The organism is Brevibacillus sp. FSL K6-2834, from assembly GCF_038592925.1.
GTDB lineage: Bacteria > Bacillota > Bacilli > Brevibacillales > Brevibacillaceae > Brevibacillus > Brevibacillus borstelensis.
In genome coordinates, this window is record NZ_CP151945.1 from 1,204,711 (window position 1) to 1,221,160 (window position 16,450).

The following is a 16,450-nucleotide window of genomic DNA, read 5'->3' on the forward strand; positions in this document are numbered from 1 at the left end:
GTAAGCAAACCGAGGGGAAACCCCGGAAGCAACTGAGCGCACAAGAAGGCGGAGGATGCGGCAAGCATTCTCCGCTTTTTATAAAAAGCTGGTTGCGACCTCTAAGTTGAGCCTTTTAAGTTGAGCCCTTTTGAGTGGCTCCCTTTTGCTCGGACTCATGATAGACCTGTTCCCTTGAAATAAGCACATCCTATTGACAAAGAGCAGACAAAAATCTATAATTTTTAACTAATTTAAAATATTACGTAAGGACGAAAAGAAGCGTAGAAAAGGAAGAGTAGGAGCAAAGGCGACGCGCAGAGAGCCATCCCCCTGTGCTGAAAGGATGGACGTCAGCTTGCTGTGAAAATCACCTTGGAGCTGTGTTCTTGAAAGTTTCGCGGATGCGATTCGAGTAAAGGACAACGGAAGCCGCCACCGTTATCCGGCGGAGTCTCTAGATTTCACCGGAGACTCTCAAAGTCTGTTTTTCGCAAGGAAACAGAGAAGCTGAGTGGTACCGCGATGCCCTCGCCTCAGCCAGTCGTGCGCAATTTTTGCACAGCTGGCCGACGGCGGGGGCTTTCTTCTTTTCGAAAAAGAAACAGGGTGTGCACCAGGAGAGGAGCAAGACCATGAAAACAGTAAGTATGGAAGATATCATCGTTGCCAATCACGTACTGAAGGATGTGATCGCAAAAACGCCGCTGCAGCTAAACAAGCGGCTGTCGGAACGGTACGGCTGTCATGTGTATCTGAAACGAGAGGATTTGCAGGTAGTCCGTTCCTTCAAAATCAGAGGGGCGTACAATCTCATCCGCAATTTGTCCGACGAAGAACGCCAAAGGGGTGTCGTTTGCGCCAGCGCAGGCAACCATGCGCAGGGTGTGGCCTATTCCTGCCAACTGCTGCAGATTCGCGGCACGATTTTCATGCCGGCCACGACGCCCAGGCAGAAGGTAACACAGGTCAAGCTGTTTGGCGGAGACTACGTGGATGTTGTCTTGGGCGGAGACACGTTTGACGACTCGTTTGCGGAAGCCATGACATTTTGTCTGCAGGAAAACATGACCTTCGTCCACCCGTTTGACGATCCGTACGTAGTGGCCGGACAGGGGACGGTAGGGGCAGAGATCATGAACGACATGGACGAGCCTGTCGATTATGTCTTCATGAGCATCGGCGGCGGAGGGCTTGCCGCAGGTGTGGGAACGTATGTAAAAGGAATCAGCCCGTCCTCGCGGATCATCGGCGTGGAGCCTGCGGGAGCGGCTTCCATGACAGAAGCGCTGGCCCACGATGATGTGGTTACGCTTGACGAAATCGACAAGTTCGTGGATGGAGCGGCGGTCAAGCAGGTGGGACAGCTTACGCGGGAAATATGCAAGGAAGTGCTGGACGACATCGTGCTTGTTCCGGAGGGGAAGGTCTGCACGTCTATTTTGGAGATGTACAATGAAAATGCCATCGTCGTGGAACCAGCCGGAGCCCTGCCGATTGCGGCTCTTGATCTGTACCGGGAGCAAATCGCAGGGAAAAACGTCGTCTGCATCATCAGCGGCGGCAACAACGATATCGACCGGATGCAGGAGATCAAGGAACGCTCGCTGTTGTATGAGGGGCTGAAGCACTACTTCATCATCAACTTCCCGCAGCGTGCCGGAGCCTTGCGCGAGTTCATCGACGGGGTACTGGGGCCGCATGACGATATCACCCGGTTTGAGTACACAAAAAAGAACAACAAGGACAACGGCCCTGCACTGGTCGGGATCGAACTGAAGTCTCAGGAGGATTACGAGCCCTTGATCGATCGGATGAAAAAGCACGGCATCCGCTATGTGGAAATTACCCATGATCCGTATCTGTTTAATCTGCTGATCTAGGCCCGGGATGCCTGAAATTATTGTACAAACAATTGTTGTAATACAGTAAGGAATAGTCAAAAAAGTGCTAATACAGAGAAAACAGGAGCAAACAGAAGCGAGAGCGAGCAAGTCTGTGATAATACAGCATAATGTTTTATAACAAAGTTTTATAAAACAAGTGCTGTTATAATACAATAACCTCAACGAACAAAATCGGGGGGTTATGGTCATGACGCCAATCACGACGTTCTTTCGCAATCTCGAATCGAAATGCTGCGCAGCTTGCGGCCAAACGATGGTCGAGCAGGCCGAGTCTTATATGACAGAGTGCTTTGCTTGCCAGGAAAAGGCCACACACGATGCATACCTGTATTATCACACAAAGAAATAGGCAGCCCCGCGATAGCATATGAGGAGCAACTGCCATGTATATAGAAAGAATTCAGCGCTTGCAAAGAAATGGATAGAGCAGCAGAGAAATGTCTCTGTCGACTCTATCCATCTTTTTTTCAAATCGGTTTGGGGAAGACAAGTCTTCTCGTTTTCGCTACCTTTTGTTCAAAACGACTTTTTCTGCCTGTTCCTTGACGTAATCGATCAAGCCGAGCTGAAAACCGCGATTTTCGAGCAGCCGTTTTGCTTCATACGTTCCCGAGTAATAAGCGAGTACGTGAGGATCAGTTTCCAGCACGTGGCGGCACGCTTCATCCTGCCACAGCTCCTGGTACCAGTCAGCCTGCTTGATCTTTTCGATAAGCTCTTCGTAGGGCGGCTCCGGCTTTTTCCACGGATTCAACCGGTGGAAAATTTCTGCCACGATCGCGACTACGACCAATATTCCGATTAAAAACATGCTAGAAGGCCCAGTTGCCGCCGCGGAACAGAGGCTCTCTCGTACCGTCGGCAGCAATACCGTCGATGTCCATTTCATCTGATCCAATCATGAAATCGACATGAGCCAGGCTGGTGTTGATGCCTCGCCTGTCCAGCTCCTCAGGCGACAGGCTGGTTCCTCCCTCGATGCAGACGGGGTAGGCATTCCCGATCGCGAGGTGGTTGGAGGCGTTTTCGTCAAAGAGCGTGGAGAAGAAGATCATATTTGACTGGGAAATCGGAGACTGATGCGGAACCAAGGCGACTTCCCCGAGATAATGGGAGCCTTCGTCCATCTCGATCAGCTGCTGCAATACTTCATAGCCCGTTTCCGCAGAGAAATCGACAATCCGACCGTTTTCAAAGGTGAGCGAAAAATTCTCGATCAGATTTCCGTTGTAGCTGAGCGGCTTCGTGCTGCGTACGACACCGGAAACGCCCGTCTTCTTCGGAGCGGTGAAAACCTCTTCTGTCGGCATATTGGCCATGAAGGGGACCCCTTTGGCGTTTACGCCGCCTCCGCCGATCCAGATGTGAGATGTCGGCAGTTCGATCGTCAGGTCGGTACCCGGCGCCTTGTAGTGCAGGGCGTGGTACTGCTTCGCATTGAGATATTCGACTCTTTGGTTCAGATTCTCCTGATGTTCTCTCCAGGCCTGAACCGGATCGTCCTGATCGACGCGGGTAGCGCGGAAAATGGCCTGCCAGAGCGCCACGATTCGCTGCTGCTCGGGAAGGTCGGGGAAGACCATCGCCGCCCAGGCAGGGTTCGGTGCGGCGATCACGGACCAGCTCACCTGATCGCTCATCGTATAGCTGCGGAATTTGTTTAACGCTTGACCGGCTGACTTTTTCGCGGCAGCCAGACGCTCGGGGTGAACGCCCTTCAACAGATTCGGATCGGAATCGATGATGCTGAGAAAGGCCGCCCCTTCTTCTGCCATCGTTTCCATCCCTTTTGCTTTCCACAGCGGATACTCATGAAAGGCCTCGTCCGGTGCGAGATCGTACTTCATCCGTGTCAGCTCGTCATCGCGCCATTCCATATGTACGTCTTTTGCCCCTGCTTCGTACGCTTTTCGTGCAATTTTTCGCACCAGATCGGCGGAGGAAAGGGAAGCGGTGATCACCAGAGTCTGTCCAGGCTGCACATTTACGCCGACTTTTACCGCCAATGACGCATACCGGTCCAGCATGGTATCGAATGCATTCATGAAAAAACCTCCTCACAACAACGGATTCTCTTTTTCAGGGATCGCAGTGATGAATGAGCTTATTATAACAGAGCGTAAAGCTGGCATGCTCTTGAACTTGAGACTTCGCTTGCAATGAAAAGAATTTAGGGGCACTCTATGGAGAAAGAGGTGCAAGGGAAAAGGAGGAGCGGACATGTTTCACCCGCTTGTTTTTGACAATATCAAAGTGGTGCTGGAAGGAGCCGTGTACGACAGGGACTTTGAAGGCAGCATCACGATTATCGGGCGTTCGGACGCCATGGATCTGGCGACGTTCCACAGGCAGTTTCAGATCGATTTTCGGCTGGCAGACGAATTCGGGGAGGCAAAGGGTGTCTTCGCCCAGATGCAGCTGCGTACGTCGCTTGCCGATATTGCGGCCGAACAGCTGGAGCAGCCTTTGACAGAGCATATCGGCTGTACGATCTGCATCCATTTTTTCATGACAGTCACCGATGTGCAGCGGGAGACAGAAGCCGTGGCGCAGATGCTGAATGATATCTGGGGGAATCGGCCGTACATAACGCAAACCATTAAAGCCAAGCTGGACGAGTATCAGCTCCACTGGCCGCCCAAACAGTACGAAAACCAGATCACACTCGACTTTCATCGCAAAATCGACGAGGGCAACATCGAGGATCTCCGCGGCTTGGTGGATCATACAATCGCATCGCTCACACAACTGCATGCCGTCCTTGCGAAAAGATCGTGAAGTAACTGTTTACAAGCAGAAAAACAGGCAGTATCATTTTGTTAACGCACTTTATTTTTAAGTTGACAAAATGGAGGCTATCATGAGAAACGAACGATTGAAATGGCTGGTGCTTTCGGCCATCTTTGCCGCTGTAACGGCTGTCTTTTCGCAAATTACGATTCCGCTGCCGCTTATTCCGATTACGGGTCAGACGCTGGCTGTCGGCTTTACCGCGACGATTCTGGGGAGCAGGTGGGGGACCGTAGCGATTCTCATCTACGTCCTGCTGGGTGCAGTAGGCCTTCCTGTATTCTCAGGTGCTAGCGGTGGACCACAGGTATTGGTAGACAAAACCGGCGGTTACATTTTTGGCTTTATTTTTACGGCTTTTGCCACTGGTCTCATTCTCGAAAAAACGCGTTTTACCTTTACATGGGCTCTGGTCGCCAATATTGTCGGCATGATTATTACGCTCATCTTCGGGTCGGTCCAGCTCAAGTACGTTCTGGACATTCCGTGGGACAAGGCTTTTGCCGGAGGAGCCGTACCATTCCTGCTGGTAGGTGTCGTCAAAGCCGTCCTGGCTGCCTGGATCGGCATCAAGGTGCGCGAGCGGCTCGTATCCTCAAATCTGCTTCAGGCACACAGCAGACCGCTATCCTGAAACAATCCAAATCGCTCGCCGAGTTCGGGCGATTTTTTTTATTGCCCGAATCCTTGTACCCACATTTTGATGGTTTACGGCAGTTCAGTCCATTGTCCGTGTCCTCGGTGGTTGCGAGACCTCCTCCGACAGCAGCATCGACAGTCATTTCTCTCAGACATGGCACTCATGGTATAAACGGCCAGACTGGTTGGATACTACAAACAGTATTGGGAAAAACACGACTGAGAATGGGGGAATGATCGTGAATATAACCACCATACCTGGCCCAAAAGGACTGCCGATCTCGGGCAACCTGCTCGCCTTTCGCCGGGACCCGCTCCGCTTCCTGCGCGAAGCTGCGAAAGAACACGGCGATGTGGCCCACTTTCGCTTTGGCCCCTCGCGGCATGTGTATTTGATCAGCAATCCGGACATGATCAAGGAAATTCTGGTGAGCAAGCAGGCCCATTTTCGCAAAGGAAAAGGCTTGCAGGTCGCCCGGGCGGTCGTCGGTGACGGCATCCTCACCAGCGAAGGACAGAAGCACATACGCCAGCGCAGGCTGATGCAGCCGGCATTCCACCGCGAGCGGATCGCGACCTACGGCGAGTCCATGGTCCAGCAGGCGATAAGCTTGATGGATGACTGGAAAGCAGGAGATGTACGCGATGTGCATGAAGACATGATGAAAGTGACGCTGGCGATTATCACAGAGACGATGTTTGGCAAAGGTCTCAAGGAAGGCGCCGACCAGATCGCCAGGGCCATCGATGTGGGCCTGAAATACGTCTCGACGAAAGCGTCGTCCTTCATCGACATTCCGCTCACCGTTCCGACCTCAAGCAACCGGCAGTTCCGCGAGTCAGCCGAGCTGCTCGACAAGACGATTTACAACATCATCGAAGAGCGCCGCCGTGAAGGAGATCAGGGGCGCACTGACCTATTGGCGATGCTGCTGGCGGCAAGAGATGAGGATGACGGCAAAGGAATGACGGATGAGCAGGTAAGAGACGAAGTCATGACCATCTTTGTCGCAGGCCATGAGACGACAGCCAACACGATGTCCTGGATCTGGTATCTGCTGGCGACCAACCCTGAGGCGGAAAAAAAGCTCTGGGCCGAGCTGGACGCGGTGTTGGGAGGACGGCTGCCCACGGTAGAGGATATTCCGAATCTGAAGTATGTAAACCAGATTATCAGCGAAACGCTGCGCTTGTACCCGGCGGCTTGGACGATCAACCGGGAAGTCGCCGAAGAAGTGGAGATCGGGGGGCATACGTACAAGCCCGGAGATACGCTCATGATGAGCCAGTACGTCATGCATAGAAGCGAGAAGTACTACGACAGGCCGGAGGATTTCATCCCGGAACGGTTTGAGGGGGACTTGCTGAAGCGTATCCCGCAATACGCCTACTTTCCGTTTGGCGGAGGTCCGCGCATCTGTATCGGGAACAACTTTGCCCTGATGGAAGCCGCGCTGCTGCTCGCTACGTTCGCACAGAAGTATCGCTTTCAGCTCGCCGACCCGGGCAAGCCCGTGGAAGCGGAGCCGCTTGTCACCCTTCGCCCGAAAGGCGGTCTGATGATGAGGCTGGAGGCGCGGTCGCAATAACGAAAGGGCACAGAAAAAGACACGGACCATTGACGGTTCGTGTCTTTTTGCATAAAAAAAAGGCATCTGCCCACCATTTTTGCAATTTCCGCTAAGGTGTTAGATACCGAACTGGGGTTATTTATCACTGAAAGCAACATGCTATACAAGATAATCTACCAGACAATTATAAAGGATATATTAACTGAGAATAAATCTATATAAATTAAGATTGGAAAAAGGGGATCGTAAAGGAAAAAGAGCTCCCCCTCCCCAGCTCGCTGCTGACGGAAATCGAACCGCCGTGACGCTGGACGATGCTTTGGCAGATCGTCAGGCCCAGGCCGGTTCCGCCATTGTTGCGATTGCGCGATTTTTCCGCGCGGTAAAACTTGGTGAAGATTTTGGTCAAATCCTCCTGCGAGATGCCTTCACCCTTGTCGATCACGGAAAAGAGCACATGCCCCTCCCGCTGGTCGCAGGTGAGCAGGATCGATCCGTTCGGCTTGTTGTAGTAAATGGCGTTGTTTAACAGATTTTCCAGTACGCGGCGGAGCTTGGTCTCGTCCGCCTCGATGTACAGATCATTGGAGATGCGCAGCTTCCACTGGAGTGTTAGTCCCGATTCCTTGATCTTGACCAGGTAGTCCTCAATGATTCCTTTTGCAAAGCTCTTGACGTGGATGCGGCTCAGGTTCAGCTTCAGCTCCGTACTTTGCTGGGTAAAGTCCTGCAGTTCGTCGAGCAGCTTGTCGAGATCGTCCGTCTTCTGTTCGATCTTTTTCATCTGCTTCTTGATCCGTTCCAGATCGGTTACCCGTCCTGAGGCGATGTAGGAGGCGTATCCTTTGATTGTTGTCAGCGGTGTCCGGAAATCGTGAGCGATCGCGGAAATCAGCTCGGATTGACGCTCTTCGGAAAACCGGAGCTGATCGACCATGTCGGAGAAGTAGCGAAACAGACGGCCAAATTCGTCTTCTGAATGGTACGTAAACGAAACCAGCCGTTTTCCTTCGCGAATTTCCTGCGTTACGCGGGACAGCTCGTTTACCGGCCGGTGAATCCAGCGGACGAAGAAGCCGAGCAGGACAAGTCCGACCAGGGCAATGCTCCCGTAGATGTACCAGAGCATCATGCTGACCCCTTTTGTTGCCATAATATCGGAGTCATCTGTGTAGAAGTAGATGATGGTTTCGCCTTTTTTCGGCGGTTCGTGTTGAAAATGGTATTCCGCCACAACCTTCAGATCGGTATTTTCCTTTTTTATTTTCCTCGGCGGATTTTTCAAATTGTATGCCTGGGATGTCTTGATGAAGATCGTGTTGCCGTTGGCGTCCTTGACTAACATTTTGTATACCAAATCCTCCGGCAACTGCTTTTCCAACTCGCTGCGGTCTGTCGGGTCCTTGAAATTGCTGGCGCTGAGCAGCTGATTGACGCGAACCTTTTCAGCCGTTTCCTTTTCATAGCGATATTGATTGTGGCGATCCGTTTTCAGTTGAACGACAATAATATCCTCGAAGACAAACTTGAAAACGAACAGGTTCAGCGCAATCAGTGCGAAGAACGAGAGGAACAGCTTGTTGCGGATGCTCATCTACACCTTCTCCCCGATGAAAACGTAACCCGTCCCCCACTGCGTTTTGATGTACTGCCGCTCCCGTTCCAGCTTTTCCCGCAAATTTTTGATATGAACCGTCACAGTATTGAGGGAGCCGTAGCCGTATCCCCATACCCGGTCGTAAATTTGTTCGCGGGTAAACACAATGCCGGCATTTTCGGCCAGAAAGGTGAGCAACTGAAATTCTTTGGTGGAAAGGTCAATTTTTTCTTCATTTACATACACCGAGTACGTTTCCTTGTGGATTTCCAGTCCTTTAAATTTCAAAACGGTAATGGAGGAGCCGGATGGGTCCTTTTCGCTGTGCTCTTCGGTATGCTTGCGAATCCGCTCGTACCTTCTCAGATGCGCCCGGATGCGGGCGAGCAGCTCTTCCGTGTCGAATGGCTTCGTGATATAGTCATCGGCGCCGATTTCAAAACCGACGACTTTGTCGACCGCTTTTCCTTTCGCACTGAGAAACAGGATCGGCAGGTCCGATTCGCGGCGAATTTGCGAGCACAGCTCATAGCCGCTCATATTCGGCATCATGATGTCCAAAAGAATCAAATTGGGCTTCAAGCCTTGCTTCAACAAAGTAAGGGCATGCTCCCCGCTCTCTGAAAAAGTGACCTCATACCCTTCGTTTTCCAAAATATCTTCAAGAAGCTCTATGATTTCCTGATTGTCGTCTACAAGCAAAATATGGTCTTTCACAGGTACTCCCCCAGTAACCTCAAATCTCCTGAATATTTGTATTCTCTCCTATCATAACACGGTTTGACTGGTGAAGGACAAAGAAACCAAACGTTACCAGCGTGTTCCGGCAGGAAAAAGGACATATAATGAAGAATAGCGGGTGTTACTTCCTATTGACACCAGGTACTAAATTTCGTCAGAAAAAGCCAGAGACCTAACGTCCCTGGCTTTCATTTTTGTGCTTGCACTTACTTGCTAGGCTGCGCTTCCGGCTGTTGTTCCGGCTGTGGCACTGTATGTGTCTCAACTGGTGTCTCAGCTGCAGCTGCTGCCTGCTGCCCAGGCTGTTGCTCTGGTTGAGCTGCCTCGGGCGCTTTCGCTTGTTGTTCTGGTTGTGCTTCAGGCAAGGAAGCCGCTTGTACCGCTTTCTTGGCTGGAGGAGTGTCGGTGGCTTTCGCCTGGAGTGCCGGAGCAGCGATTCGCTTGGCTCCTACATAGCGTTTGCTCCAGTAGTAGGGGTCGCTCAATTTGGTATTGACGACGCCTCTGCCAGATTCCGAGTGCACAAACGTGTCATTGCCGATGTAGATTCCTACGTGGGAAATGCTTCTTCCATTCGTCTTGAAGAAGACGAGGTCGCCGGGCTGCAAATCTTTGCGGCTAACCGGTTGGCCGACTTGATACTGAGAAGAAGAATTGTGAGGCAAATCTACACCTAGCGCATCAAACACATAGCGTGTAAAACCGGAGCAGTCAAAGCCTTTTTTCGTGGTTCCGGAAGACTTGTAAGGGACACCGTACAGATCATTGACGACAGTCATCAGGGGGGTTCCCTCCTGAGCATGCGCCGCACCGGTACCCATTGCAAGCAATCCGGCAATAAGCAAAGAAACTACTGTCTTGCGCAAAAGATACTGCTCCTCTCCTGAGCCTACGAGGTTAGCTGAAGGGTTCGGTCGAAAGGAATGCCCTAGACTGCGAGAGCGCAGCCATTCACCCCAAAGATAGTGGGTCCCCCGTTTCCGCATAGCGGAACTCGGCTATTTTTCGATATTTTTTTACACGCACCTCCACACAATTCAACACTTGTCCCACTTTTCCTTTTTCTACCCTTGTTTGTTCACGATTTCGTCACAATATTTTGTCATAAGCTGTAACGTTTCGTCAGTACCGTGCAAACGACATTTTTCTTCTATATGTAATGGAAACCATGTGTCGGACTTTTCTTCTCCATGACGGCTCGCCCTGCGCCGGAAAAGGGCTGAATCCAATCAAGAGGGATCCTTGTCCGATTGGGGGACGACACTTTATCCGTCCAGGGACGGAGGCAAAAACCAACCGCTCGCCCGTTATGTCGAACACTCGCCCCGTCTAGAATAAAGGCATAAGGTTGACACACCAACAAATAGTCGATTGGAGGGAAGCATTTCATGAGTGAGCGGTCTGGCAAGGTGCTCCTTGGACTCGCATTGCTGCTGACCGGAGGGTTTGTCTTATTGGACCAACTCGGTATCGACGGCGGCGATTTCCTCGGTGTGCTGATCCCCGGGCTGATCATGTTATACGGAGCCCGTAAAGTGATTGGCAGCTCCGGTTCCCGCTTCTGGGGGATACTGGTCTTTCTGTTCGGGCTGTTAATGTTGATCGGCAAGCTGCATTTACTGTTCAATGTCGTACTGGCTATCGGAGTGATTTACCTCGGGTACCGCTTTATCCGCCGCAGTGACAAGACGCATGATTCCATGCCGACAGTATGGGAGCGGCAGTGGGCAAGGCAGGTATTGAAAGAGGATGCTCTGGACGGCTGGGAGCACAGAATGGCCAAGAAGCAACAACCTTGATATCGATGACAAGTGATGAAACAAACCTGAAAAGTGCAAGGTACATGACAATCAAATTTCTTGTGATATGATAAGGAGGACTAAAAAATGGGTATTTTTAAACGACTGCGTGACTTGACGGTGGCTTCTGTGAATGACGCTTTGGATTCAATGGAAGATCCGGTGGTTATGCTCAATCAGTACATGCGTGACATGGAAGTGGAGATCGGACAAGTAGAAGTGGCAGTAGCCAAGCAAGTGGCCCTGGAGAAGAAATTCCACCAGCAATGGGAAGAGGCAGTGGCGCTTGCGGAAAAACGCGATCGTCAGGTGAAGCTGGCGCTGACCGAAGGGGAAGACCTGCTCGCGCGCCGGGCTTTGGCCGACAAGAAGCAATACGAGCTGCGTGCCCAGGAATACGAAGCCCTTTATCTGACAGCATCGGAAGCCGCTCAGCAAATGCGCGAGAAGCTGACCGAGCTGAAAGAAGAATTTTATAAAATGAGAGCGAAAAAATTCACTCTGATGGCAAGAGCGCAAGTAGCGAAAACGCAAAAACAAGTGAACCATGCAATTGTCGGCATGGGCAATCAATCTGCCGGCAAAGGCTTTTCCCGGATGGAAGAAAAAGTGCTGCGGATGGAAGCGGAAGCCAATCTGAGCGGCCAGTGGCGCCAGACCAGCGCTGGTTTGGAGCAAGCTCTCGAGTCCCTTGAAAAGAATGATCTGGATGAGGAGCTGGCCCAAATCAAAGCGTCTTTGCAAAGCAAAAAGGATGCCGAGCCTGCGAAAGTTCAGGAGTAACGACAGGAATCAGGCATCTCGTGTAGAATAGGAAGTGGCAACCAGGCAGCCTGTCCAAGCAGGCTGCTTTTCCCCTAGGAGGTTCTATCCTTGGCAGACTTTATGGTCTTTTTACGTCGATTTTTTGCGGAGCCAGGACGTGTAGGAAGCATCATTCCCAGCTCTCGTTTTTTATGCGAAAAGATGCTGTGCAGCGTGGACTGGAATCAGTCTGACGTGATTATAGAACTGGGGCCTGGAACAGGCGCCTTTACGGAAAGCATTCTAAAGAAAAAAAGGCTCGATACCAAATACATTTTGGTGGAGAGAGATCCGTTGTTTCGCGAAATGCTGACTCGCCGATTTCCCGGCATCACGATGTGGGATGAGGCACTGAAGCTGCAAGAGTACATGAGTAAGGCCGGGATTGGCAAGGCTGATGCCATTATCTCCGGACTTCCGTTTGCCAACTTTCCCGCGGAATTGCGGACGGGGATCTTGGATGAAGTCCAGTCTGCCCTTGCTCCGGGTGGCCTGTTCATCACGTTTCAATACTCCCTCCAACTGAAAGCTGAGCTGCAGACGCGCTTTCAGCGGGTAGAAACCACATTTACGCCGTTGAATATTCCGCCTGCGTTTATTTATACTTGCCGTGACGGAAGTGTAGGAAATTAGCCGACATGGGGCGTAAGAGAGGAGACCTTTGTGAAATTGTCCCGCTTACAAAAAATGACGGTCGGTGTCTTGATCATTTTGACAGGAATTGGCCTTTTTCTTGACAGCTTGCATATAATCACGTTTGGCCTCTTTGATTTGTGGCCGATGGTTCTCGTGTATTTCGGCGTACAGATGTGGGGAAATCACAAGCGTGTTCGGGGAGGCCTGCTGGCCGGGCTCGGCATCATGATTGCTTTGGACATGTGGCTTCATATCGGCATGGATGATCTGTTCCAGCTTGTAATCCCGCTTTTGTTCATTTACTTTGGATTTCGGCTGATCCGTGGGCGTTCGGCTGACAAAGGAATCCGGCCGACAATACCGGAGGCTGCCGAAGCAGCCGATGCTGATCCGAATTTTGCTTCAGCGGAAGATACGGCAACAGGCAAACAATCAGGGCATTGGAGACAGAAAGCGGGATACCGCAATCCATTTGGAACGGAAAGAAGCAGATGGACTGCTTCATCCGCGGGCCCTGGCAGCATTTTGTCGCCCAAAGATTCCCGCAGTTCGCTGATCGGTGATTTTCACTTGACATCCGGCCGCTTTGAGCTAAGCCAGTTGCATATCTGGCACGGAGTCGGGAATGTTGTCATAGATCTGTCCCGGGCGATGCTGATGGATGATGAAGCGTTTCTGATAGTCGACGGTTGGGTGGGGGACGTCACTATTTACGTTCCGGTAGACATGCCAGTAGCCGTATCTGCGGAGGTGCGCATCGGCGATCTGGAAGTGTTTGGCCATAGGCAGGGGGGCATCAATCGCAGCGTGATGATCCGCTCCGAACAGTACGAACAGGAAGCGCAAAAAATCCATGTACAGATTTCGCTGCTCGTCGGCGATGTTAAAGTCAAGTACATCTAGGGGGTACTGACAAATGCGACGACAGCGGTTGGCAAGTATCCAATGGCAGTACGTGCGCTACGGTTTGCTGCTGGCCGTAGGAGCGGTTACCGCCTCCTTTTTGTGCAGTTTGATTCTGTATTTCGTGGTGGCCGGGGACCCGGACGTCACGAGATGGCTTGCGACCTACCTGCATCTCTATTTGCCGGAGAAGCTGGATTGGAAAACACAACTGGCCTCGTTTGCATTCGCGATCCTGACAGCAAGTGTCGTCGGGTTGGTCGGAGGCTACATTTTCGGGAATTTGCTGAAAAAGAGACTGCAGGTGCTTTGGGAGGCAGCCACCAGCCTGGGGCGCGGCATATTGTCTTCGCGCGTCCCTGAGCTGGGCGAGGACGAGATCGGTGAACTGGGCTGGCAGCTGAACCGTCTGGCGGCCCAGTGGGAAGAACAGGTCGCTTCCCTGCAACGGCTGTCCAATCACAACGCCGCTTTGGCGGAACAATTGAAGCATACAGCGGTCACCGAAGAGCGGCAGCGACTGGCCCGCGAGCTGCACGACGCGGTCAGCCAGCAGTTGTTTGCCATCGCGATGACCACTGCAGCCTTAAAAAGACTGATCGAAAAAAATCCGCAGCGAGCTGCCCAGCAGATCGAGCTGGTGGAAGAAATGGCCGCGGCTGCGCAGGCGGAGATGAGGGCGCTCCTGCTGCACCTCCGCCCGGCGACTTTGCAGAACAAGGCACTGAAGGAAGCCATTGAAGATCTGCTGGAAGAGCTGACCCGCAAAAATGCGATGGAAATTAGCTGGGAGATCGAAGAAGTGGACAACCTGCCGAGCGGAATCGAGGACCATCTGTTCCGCATTTTGCAGGAATCACTCTCCAACACGCTCCGGCATGCCCGTGCCAAACACATCGCGGTCAAGCTGTTTACGCTGAAGGGGCAAGTCAGGCTGCGCATCGTAGACGATGGCGTCGGCTTTGATCCGGAGGGAGAGAAGCTGACTTCGTACGGATTGAGAAGCATGCGGGAGCGGGTGGCAGAGCTCGGCGGCTCGCTGGATATTTACTCGGCAGTCGGAAAAGGGACGCAGATCGAGGTGCGCATCCCGATCATGCTGCAAGCGGAAATGGAAGGGAGAGAGCTGACATGATACGCGTATTGCTCGTGGACGATCATGAAATGGTGCGAATGGGATTGGCTGCTTATCTGTCTACTGAAGACGACATTGAAGTAGTAGCCGAAGCATCCAGCGGTGAAGAAGGAGTGAAGCTGGCTGTCGAGCTGCAGCCGGACGTGGTTTTGATGGACCTCGTGATGGAGGGGATCGGCGGCGTGGAAGCGACCAGGCGGGTACGTGAAACCTGCCCCGCTAGCAAAGTCATCGTCTTGACCAGCTTCATTGATGATGAAAAGGTATATCCCGTCATTGAGGCAGGAGCGTTCAGTTATCTCTTGAAAACCTCGCGTGCAGCCGAAATTGCCCGGGCGATCCGGGCGGCAGCCGCAGGCGAGCCGGTCCTGGAGTCTCGCGTCGCCGGCAAAATCATGGCCCGCTTCCGTCATGGACAAGAAGCGCAGCCGCATGAACAGTTGACGCCGCGCGAGCTGGAAGTATTGAAGCTGATCGGCCAAGGCAAGTCCAACCAGGAGATTGCGGACGAACTGATCATCGGCATCAAGACCGTGAAGACCCACGTCAGCAACATCCTGTCCAAGCTGGGCGTCGAGGACCGCACACAGGCGGCCATCTACGTACATACGCATCATCTGGATTAGTTGCTTGCCCTTCTCCTCTATTTCCATAGGCTATCCCGTTTTCCGCTAATTCGGACTCACCCCCTTGGGTGAGTTTTTTTGCTTGAATTTGGCAATCATAGAATGTAGATGATGCGGAAAGGAGAACGGGCTATGAGGCACAAACCGCGTACACGCTCCAGGGTGATGGCTGCCGATCAGGGTGTCGACATTGTCGGCGATGTCCATGCTTGTTACGACGAGTTTATGGAACTCTTGCAGCGCTTGGGATATGAACGTTGTCACGACGGGACCCACCGGCATCCTGAGGGCCGGAAGCTCCTTTCTCTCGGAGACATTACAAGCCGCGGGCCACAATCGATCAAGATGCTGCAGTTTTTCATCCGGCATGTGGCAGCGGGCCTGGCGGAGATGGTGGACAGCAACCACGGGTGGAAAATTGCCCGCTGGCTGGATGGACGCCCTGTCATGCTGGCGCATGGTGACGAGAAGGTAGCTGACGAGTTTCAAATATTCGAACGGGAGTACGGGGCCAGGAGGGCCGATCAATTAAAGGAGCAGAGCAGGAGACTCCTGTTTTCCTCCCCTTCGCACATGATGGTGCACTATCAGGGACGGCTAGTCCTCGTTGCGGTTCACGCGGGGATACGCGATGATTACATCGGAAAAGAATCTCCTTCCATCCAGAGCTATTGTCGGTACGGAGATGTAGCCGGGACAGGGGCCGACGGGAGACCGATCCGCAGGGATTGGGCAGCCGAACGGGTAAAAGCCGAGCCGCTTATCGTCTGGGGACATGATCCTCGTCCCGAGCCGGAAAGAAAGAATGGCACGCTCAATATCGACCAGGGATGCGTGTTTGGAGGGATGCTTACCGCCTATCGCTTCCCGGAGGACGAGATTGTGAGCGTACCAGCACGTGAAAACTACTCAGGCTTGGCAGAAACGCCGTTGACACGCTATTTGGCCGAGTTTGGATGAGTCACACTCTCCAATCGGCTGAAGTTGACCCGGGTGAGGCGGCTGTCTCCCCCTGCTCCTTTGCCGGGGGGCTGCTTTGACCGTTTCGCTTGCGGAGCAAGGTGACCTGCTGCATCGTATTTTTGGCAGTCGAGTGGATGCCGACAGCGGCCAGAGCAGCCGTCCCGCCTTCCAGCAAGGCAATTCGCCAGTCGAATCCCGTGCTGTAGATCCATTGATTGACCATGTAAAGACCGAGGATGAGCACCATGGCGACCCAACCGCGCAGCTTTTTTGGTATGCGGAGAAAATCCGACATGCTTGCAGCGGCGGCCAAAGCCAGCGCAATGATCAGACCGAGGTCAAAACCCATCAGAATCCCTC

17 protein-coding genes, 1 pseudogene, 1 riboswitch and 1 other annotated feature are annotated in these 16,450 nt (G+C 52.5%); of the genes and pseudogenes, 12 read left to right on the forward strand and 6 right to left on the reverse strand.

Features of this window, described 5'->3' with window-relative positions:
- Positions 1 to 255 precede the first annotated feature (255 nt).
- Positions 256 to 521, forward strand: a binding site (T-box leader).
- A 93-nt stretch (positions 522 to 614) separates the two neighbouring features.
- Positions 615 to 1,862: a threonine ammonia-lyase IlvA gene (gene ilvA / locus NST96_RS06080; protein ID WP_003391507.1), complete on the forward strand. Its 1,248-nt coding sequence runs from the start codon at positions 615 to 617 to the stop codon at positions 1,860 to 1,862.
- A 211-nt stretch (positions 1,863 to 2,073) separates the two neighbouring features.
- Positions 2,074 to 2,235, forward strand: a complete 162-nt coding sequence (gene yhfH, locus NST96_RS06085; RefSeq protein ID WP_003391510.1) for a protein YhfH — start codon at positions 2,074 to 2,076, stop codon at positions 2,233 to 2,235.
- Positions 2,236 to 2,391: 156 nt separating this feature from the next.
- On the opposite strand, the gene NST96_RS06090 is transcribed toward yhfH, so the two are convergent.
- Together NST96_RS06090 and NST96_RS06095 are read right to left on the reverse strand one after the other, a co-directional pair.
- The gene (locus NST96_RS06090) at positions 2,392 to 2,697 is read right to left on the reverse strand and encodes a hypothetical protein (protein ID WP_003391512.1); all 306 of its coding nucleotides are present in this window, start codon (positions 2,695 to 2,697) and stop codon (positions 2,392 to 2,394) included.
- A 1-nt stretch (position 2,698) separates the two neighbouring features.
- On the reverse strand, positions 2,699 to 3,931 hold the full coding sequence (locus tag NST96_RS06095; RefSeq protein ID WP_003391515.1) for an aminopeptidase: 1,233 nt from the start codon (positions 3,929 to 3,931) through the stop codon (positions 2,699 to 2,701).
- Between the two features lie 175 nt (positions 3,932 to 4,106).
- Between NST96_RS06095 and NST96_RS06100 the strand changes: the two genes are divergently transcribed.
- The 3 genes from NST96_RS06100 to NST96_RS06110 all read left to right on the forward strand — a co-directional run bounded on the left by NST96_RS06100 (position 4,107) and on the right by NST96_RS06110 (position 6,904).
- Positions 4,107 to 4,664: a hypothetical protein gene (locus tag NST96_RS06100; RefSeq protein WP_031933160.1), complete on the forward strand. Its 558-nt coding sequence runs from the start codon at positions 4,107 to 4,109 to the stop codon at positions 4,662 to 4,664.
- 82 nt (positions 4,665 to 4,746) lie between these two features.
- Entirely contained in the window at positions 4,747 to 5,310 is a 564-nt protein-coding gene (locus tag NST96_RS06105) for a biotin transporter BioY (RefSeq protein WP_003391520.1), read from the forward strand.
- A gap of 238 nt (positions 5,311 to 5,548) precedes the next feature.
- Positions 5,549 to 6,904 (forward strand): cytochrome P450, encoded by a 1,356-nt coding sequence (locus NST96_RS06110; RefSeq protein ID WP_003391522.1) that lies wholly within the window; start codon positions 5,549 to 5,551, stop codon positions 6,902 to 6,904.
- A gap of 205 nt (positions 6,905 to 7,109) precedes the next feature.
- Here the strand turns inward: NST96_RS06110 and NST96_RS06115 are convergent, their stop codons facing one another.
- The 3 genes and pseudogenes from NST96_RS06115 to NST96_RS06125 all read right to left on the reverse strand — a co-directional run.
- Positions 7,110 to 8,480 carry a HAMP domain-containing sensor histidine kinase gene (locus tag NST96_RS06115; RefSeq protein WP_003391524.1) on the reverse strand — a complete coding sequence of 457 codons (1,371 nt, stop codon included), beginning with the start codon at positions 8,478 to 8,480 and terminating at the stop codon, positions 7,110 to 7,112.
- Positions 8,481 to 9,200 carry a response regulator transcription factor gene (locus NST96_RS06120; protein WP_024984708.1) on the reverse strand — a complete coding sequence of 240 codons (720 nt, stop codon included), beginning with the start codon at positions 9,198 to 9,200 and terminating at the stop codon, positions 8,481 to 8,483. It abuts the gene before it with no gap.
- A gap of 362 nt (positions 9,201 to 9,562) precedes the next feature.
- Positions 9,563 to 10,090 (reverse strand): annotated as a pseudogene (locus tag NST96_RS06125) (C40 family peptidase); the annotation flags it as partial.
- Between the two features lie 5 nt (positions 10,091 to 10,095).
- Positions 10,096 to 10,234, reverse strand: a riboswitch (cyclic di-AMP (ydaO/yuaA leader).
- A 378-nt stretch (positions 10,235 to 10,612) separates the two neighbouring features.
- Here NST96_RS06125 and NST96_RS06130 point away from each other — a divergent pair.
- The 7 genes from NST96_RS06130 (at position 10,613) to NST96_RS06160 (ending at position 16,087) form a co-directional block, all read left to right on the forward strand.
- A complete protein-coding gene (locus NST96_RS06130; protein ID WP_003391529.1) occupies positions 10,613 to 11,023 on the forward strand; it encodes a hypothetical protein in 411 nt (136 codons plus the stop codon).
- An 87-nt stretch (positions 11,024 to 11,110) separates the two neighbouring features.
- The gene (locus NST96_RS06135) at positions 11,111 to 11,806 is read left to right on the forward strand and encodes a PspA/IM30 family protein (protein ID WP_338462307.1); all 696 of its coding nucleotides are present in this window, start codon (positions 11,111 to 11,113) and stop codon (positions 11,804 to 11,806) included.
- Positions 11,807 to 11,896: 90 nt separating this feature from the next.
- Positions 11,897 to 12,460 carry an rRNA adenine N-6-methyltransferase family protein gene (locus NST96_RS06140; protein ID WP_024984705.1) on the forward strand — a complete coding sequence of 188 codons (564 nt, stop codon included), beginning with the start codon at positions 11,897 to 11,899 and terminating at the stop codon, positions 12,458 to 12,460.
- A 30-nt stretch (positions 12,461 to 12,490) separates the two neighbouring features.
- On the forward strand, positions 12,491 to 13,366 hold the full coding sequence (gene liaF, locus NST96_RS06145; protein ID WP_024984704.1) for a cell wall-active antibiotics response protein LiaF: 876 nt from the start codon (positions 12,491 to 12,493) through the stop codon (positions 13,364 to 13,366).
- A 13-nt stretch (positions 13,367 to 13,379) separates the two neighbouring features.
- Positions 13,380 to 14,501, forward strand: coding sequence for a sensor histidine kinase (locus NST96_RS06150; RefSeq protein ID WP_243014770.1), 1,122 nt, complete (start codon positions 13,380 to 13,382; stop codon positions 14,499 to 14,501).
- Positions 14,498 to 15,127: a response regulator transcription factor gene (locus NST96_RS06155; protein ID WP_003391540.1), complete on the forward strand. Its 630-nt coding sequence runs from the start codon at positions 14,498 to 14,500 to the stop codon at positions 15,125 to 15,127. Before NST96_RS06150 ends, NST96_RS06155 begins: the two co-directional genes overlap by 4 nt.
- Before the next feature lie 132 nt (positions 15,128 to 15,259).
- Entirely contained in the window at positions 15,260 to 16,087 is an 828-nt protein-coding gene (locus NST96_RS06160) for a metallophosphoesterase (RefSeq protein WP_172920810.1), read from the forward strand.
- A 1-nt stretch (position 16,088) separates the two neighbouring features.
- Here the strand turns inward: NST96_RS06160 and NST96_RS06165 are convergent, their stop codons facing one another.
- Positions 16,089 to 16,439 carry a hypothetical protein gene (locus NST96_RS06165; RefSeq protein ID WP_122957793.1) on the reverse strand — a complete coding sequence of 117 codons (351 nt, stop codon included), beginning with the start codon at positions 16,437 to 16,439 and terminating at the stop codon, positions 16,089 to 16,091.
- Positions 16,440 to 16,450 lie beyond the last annotated feature (11 nt).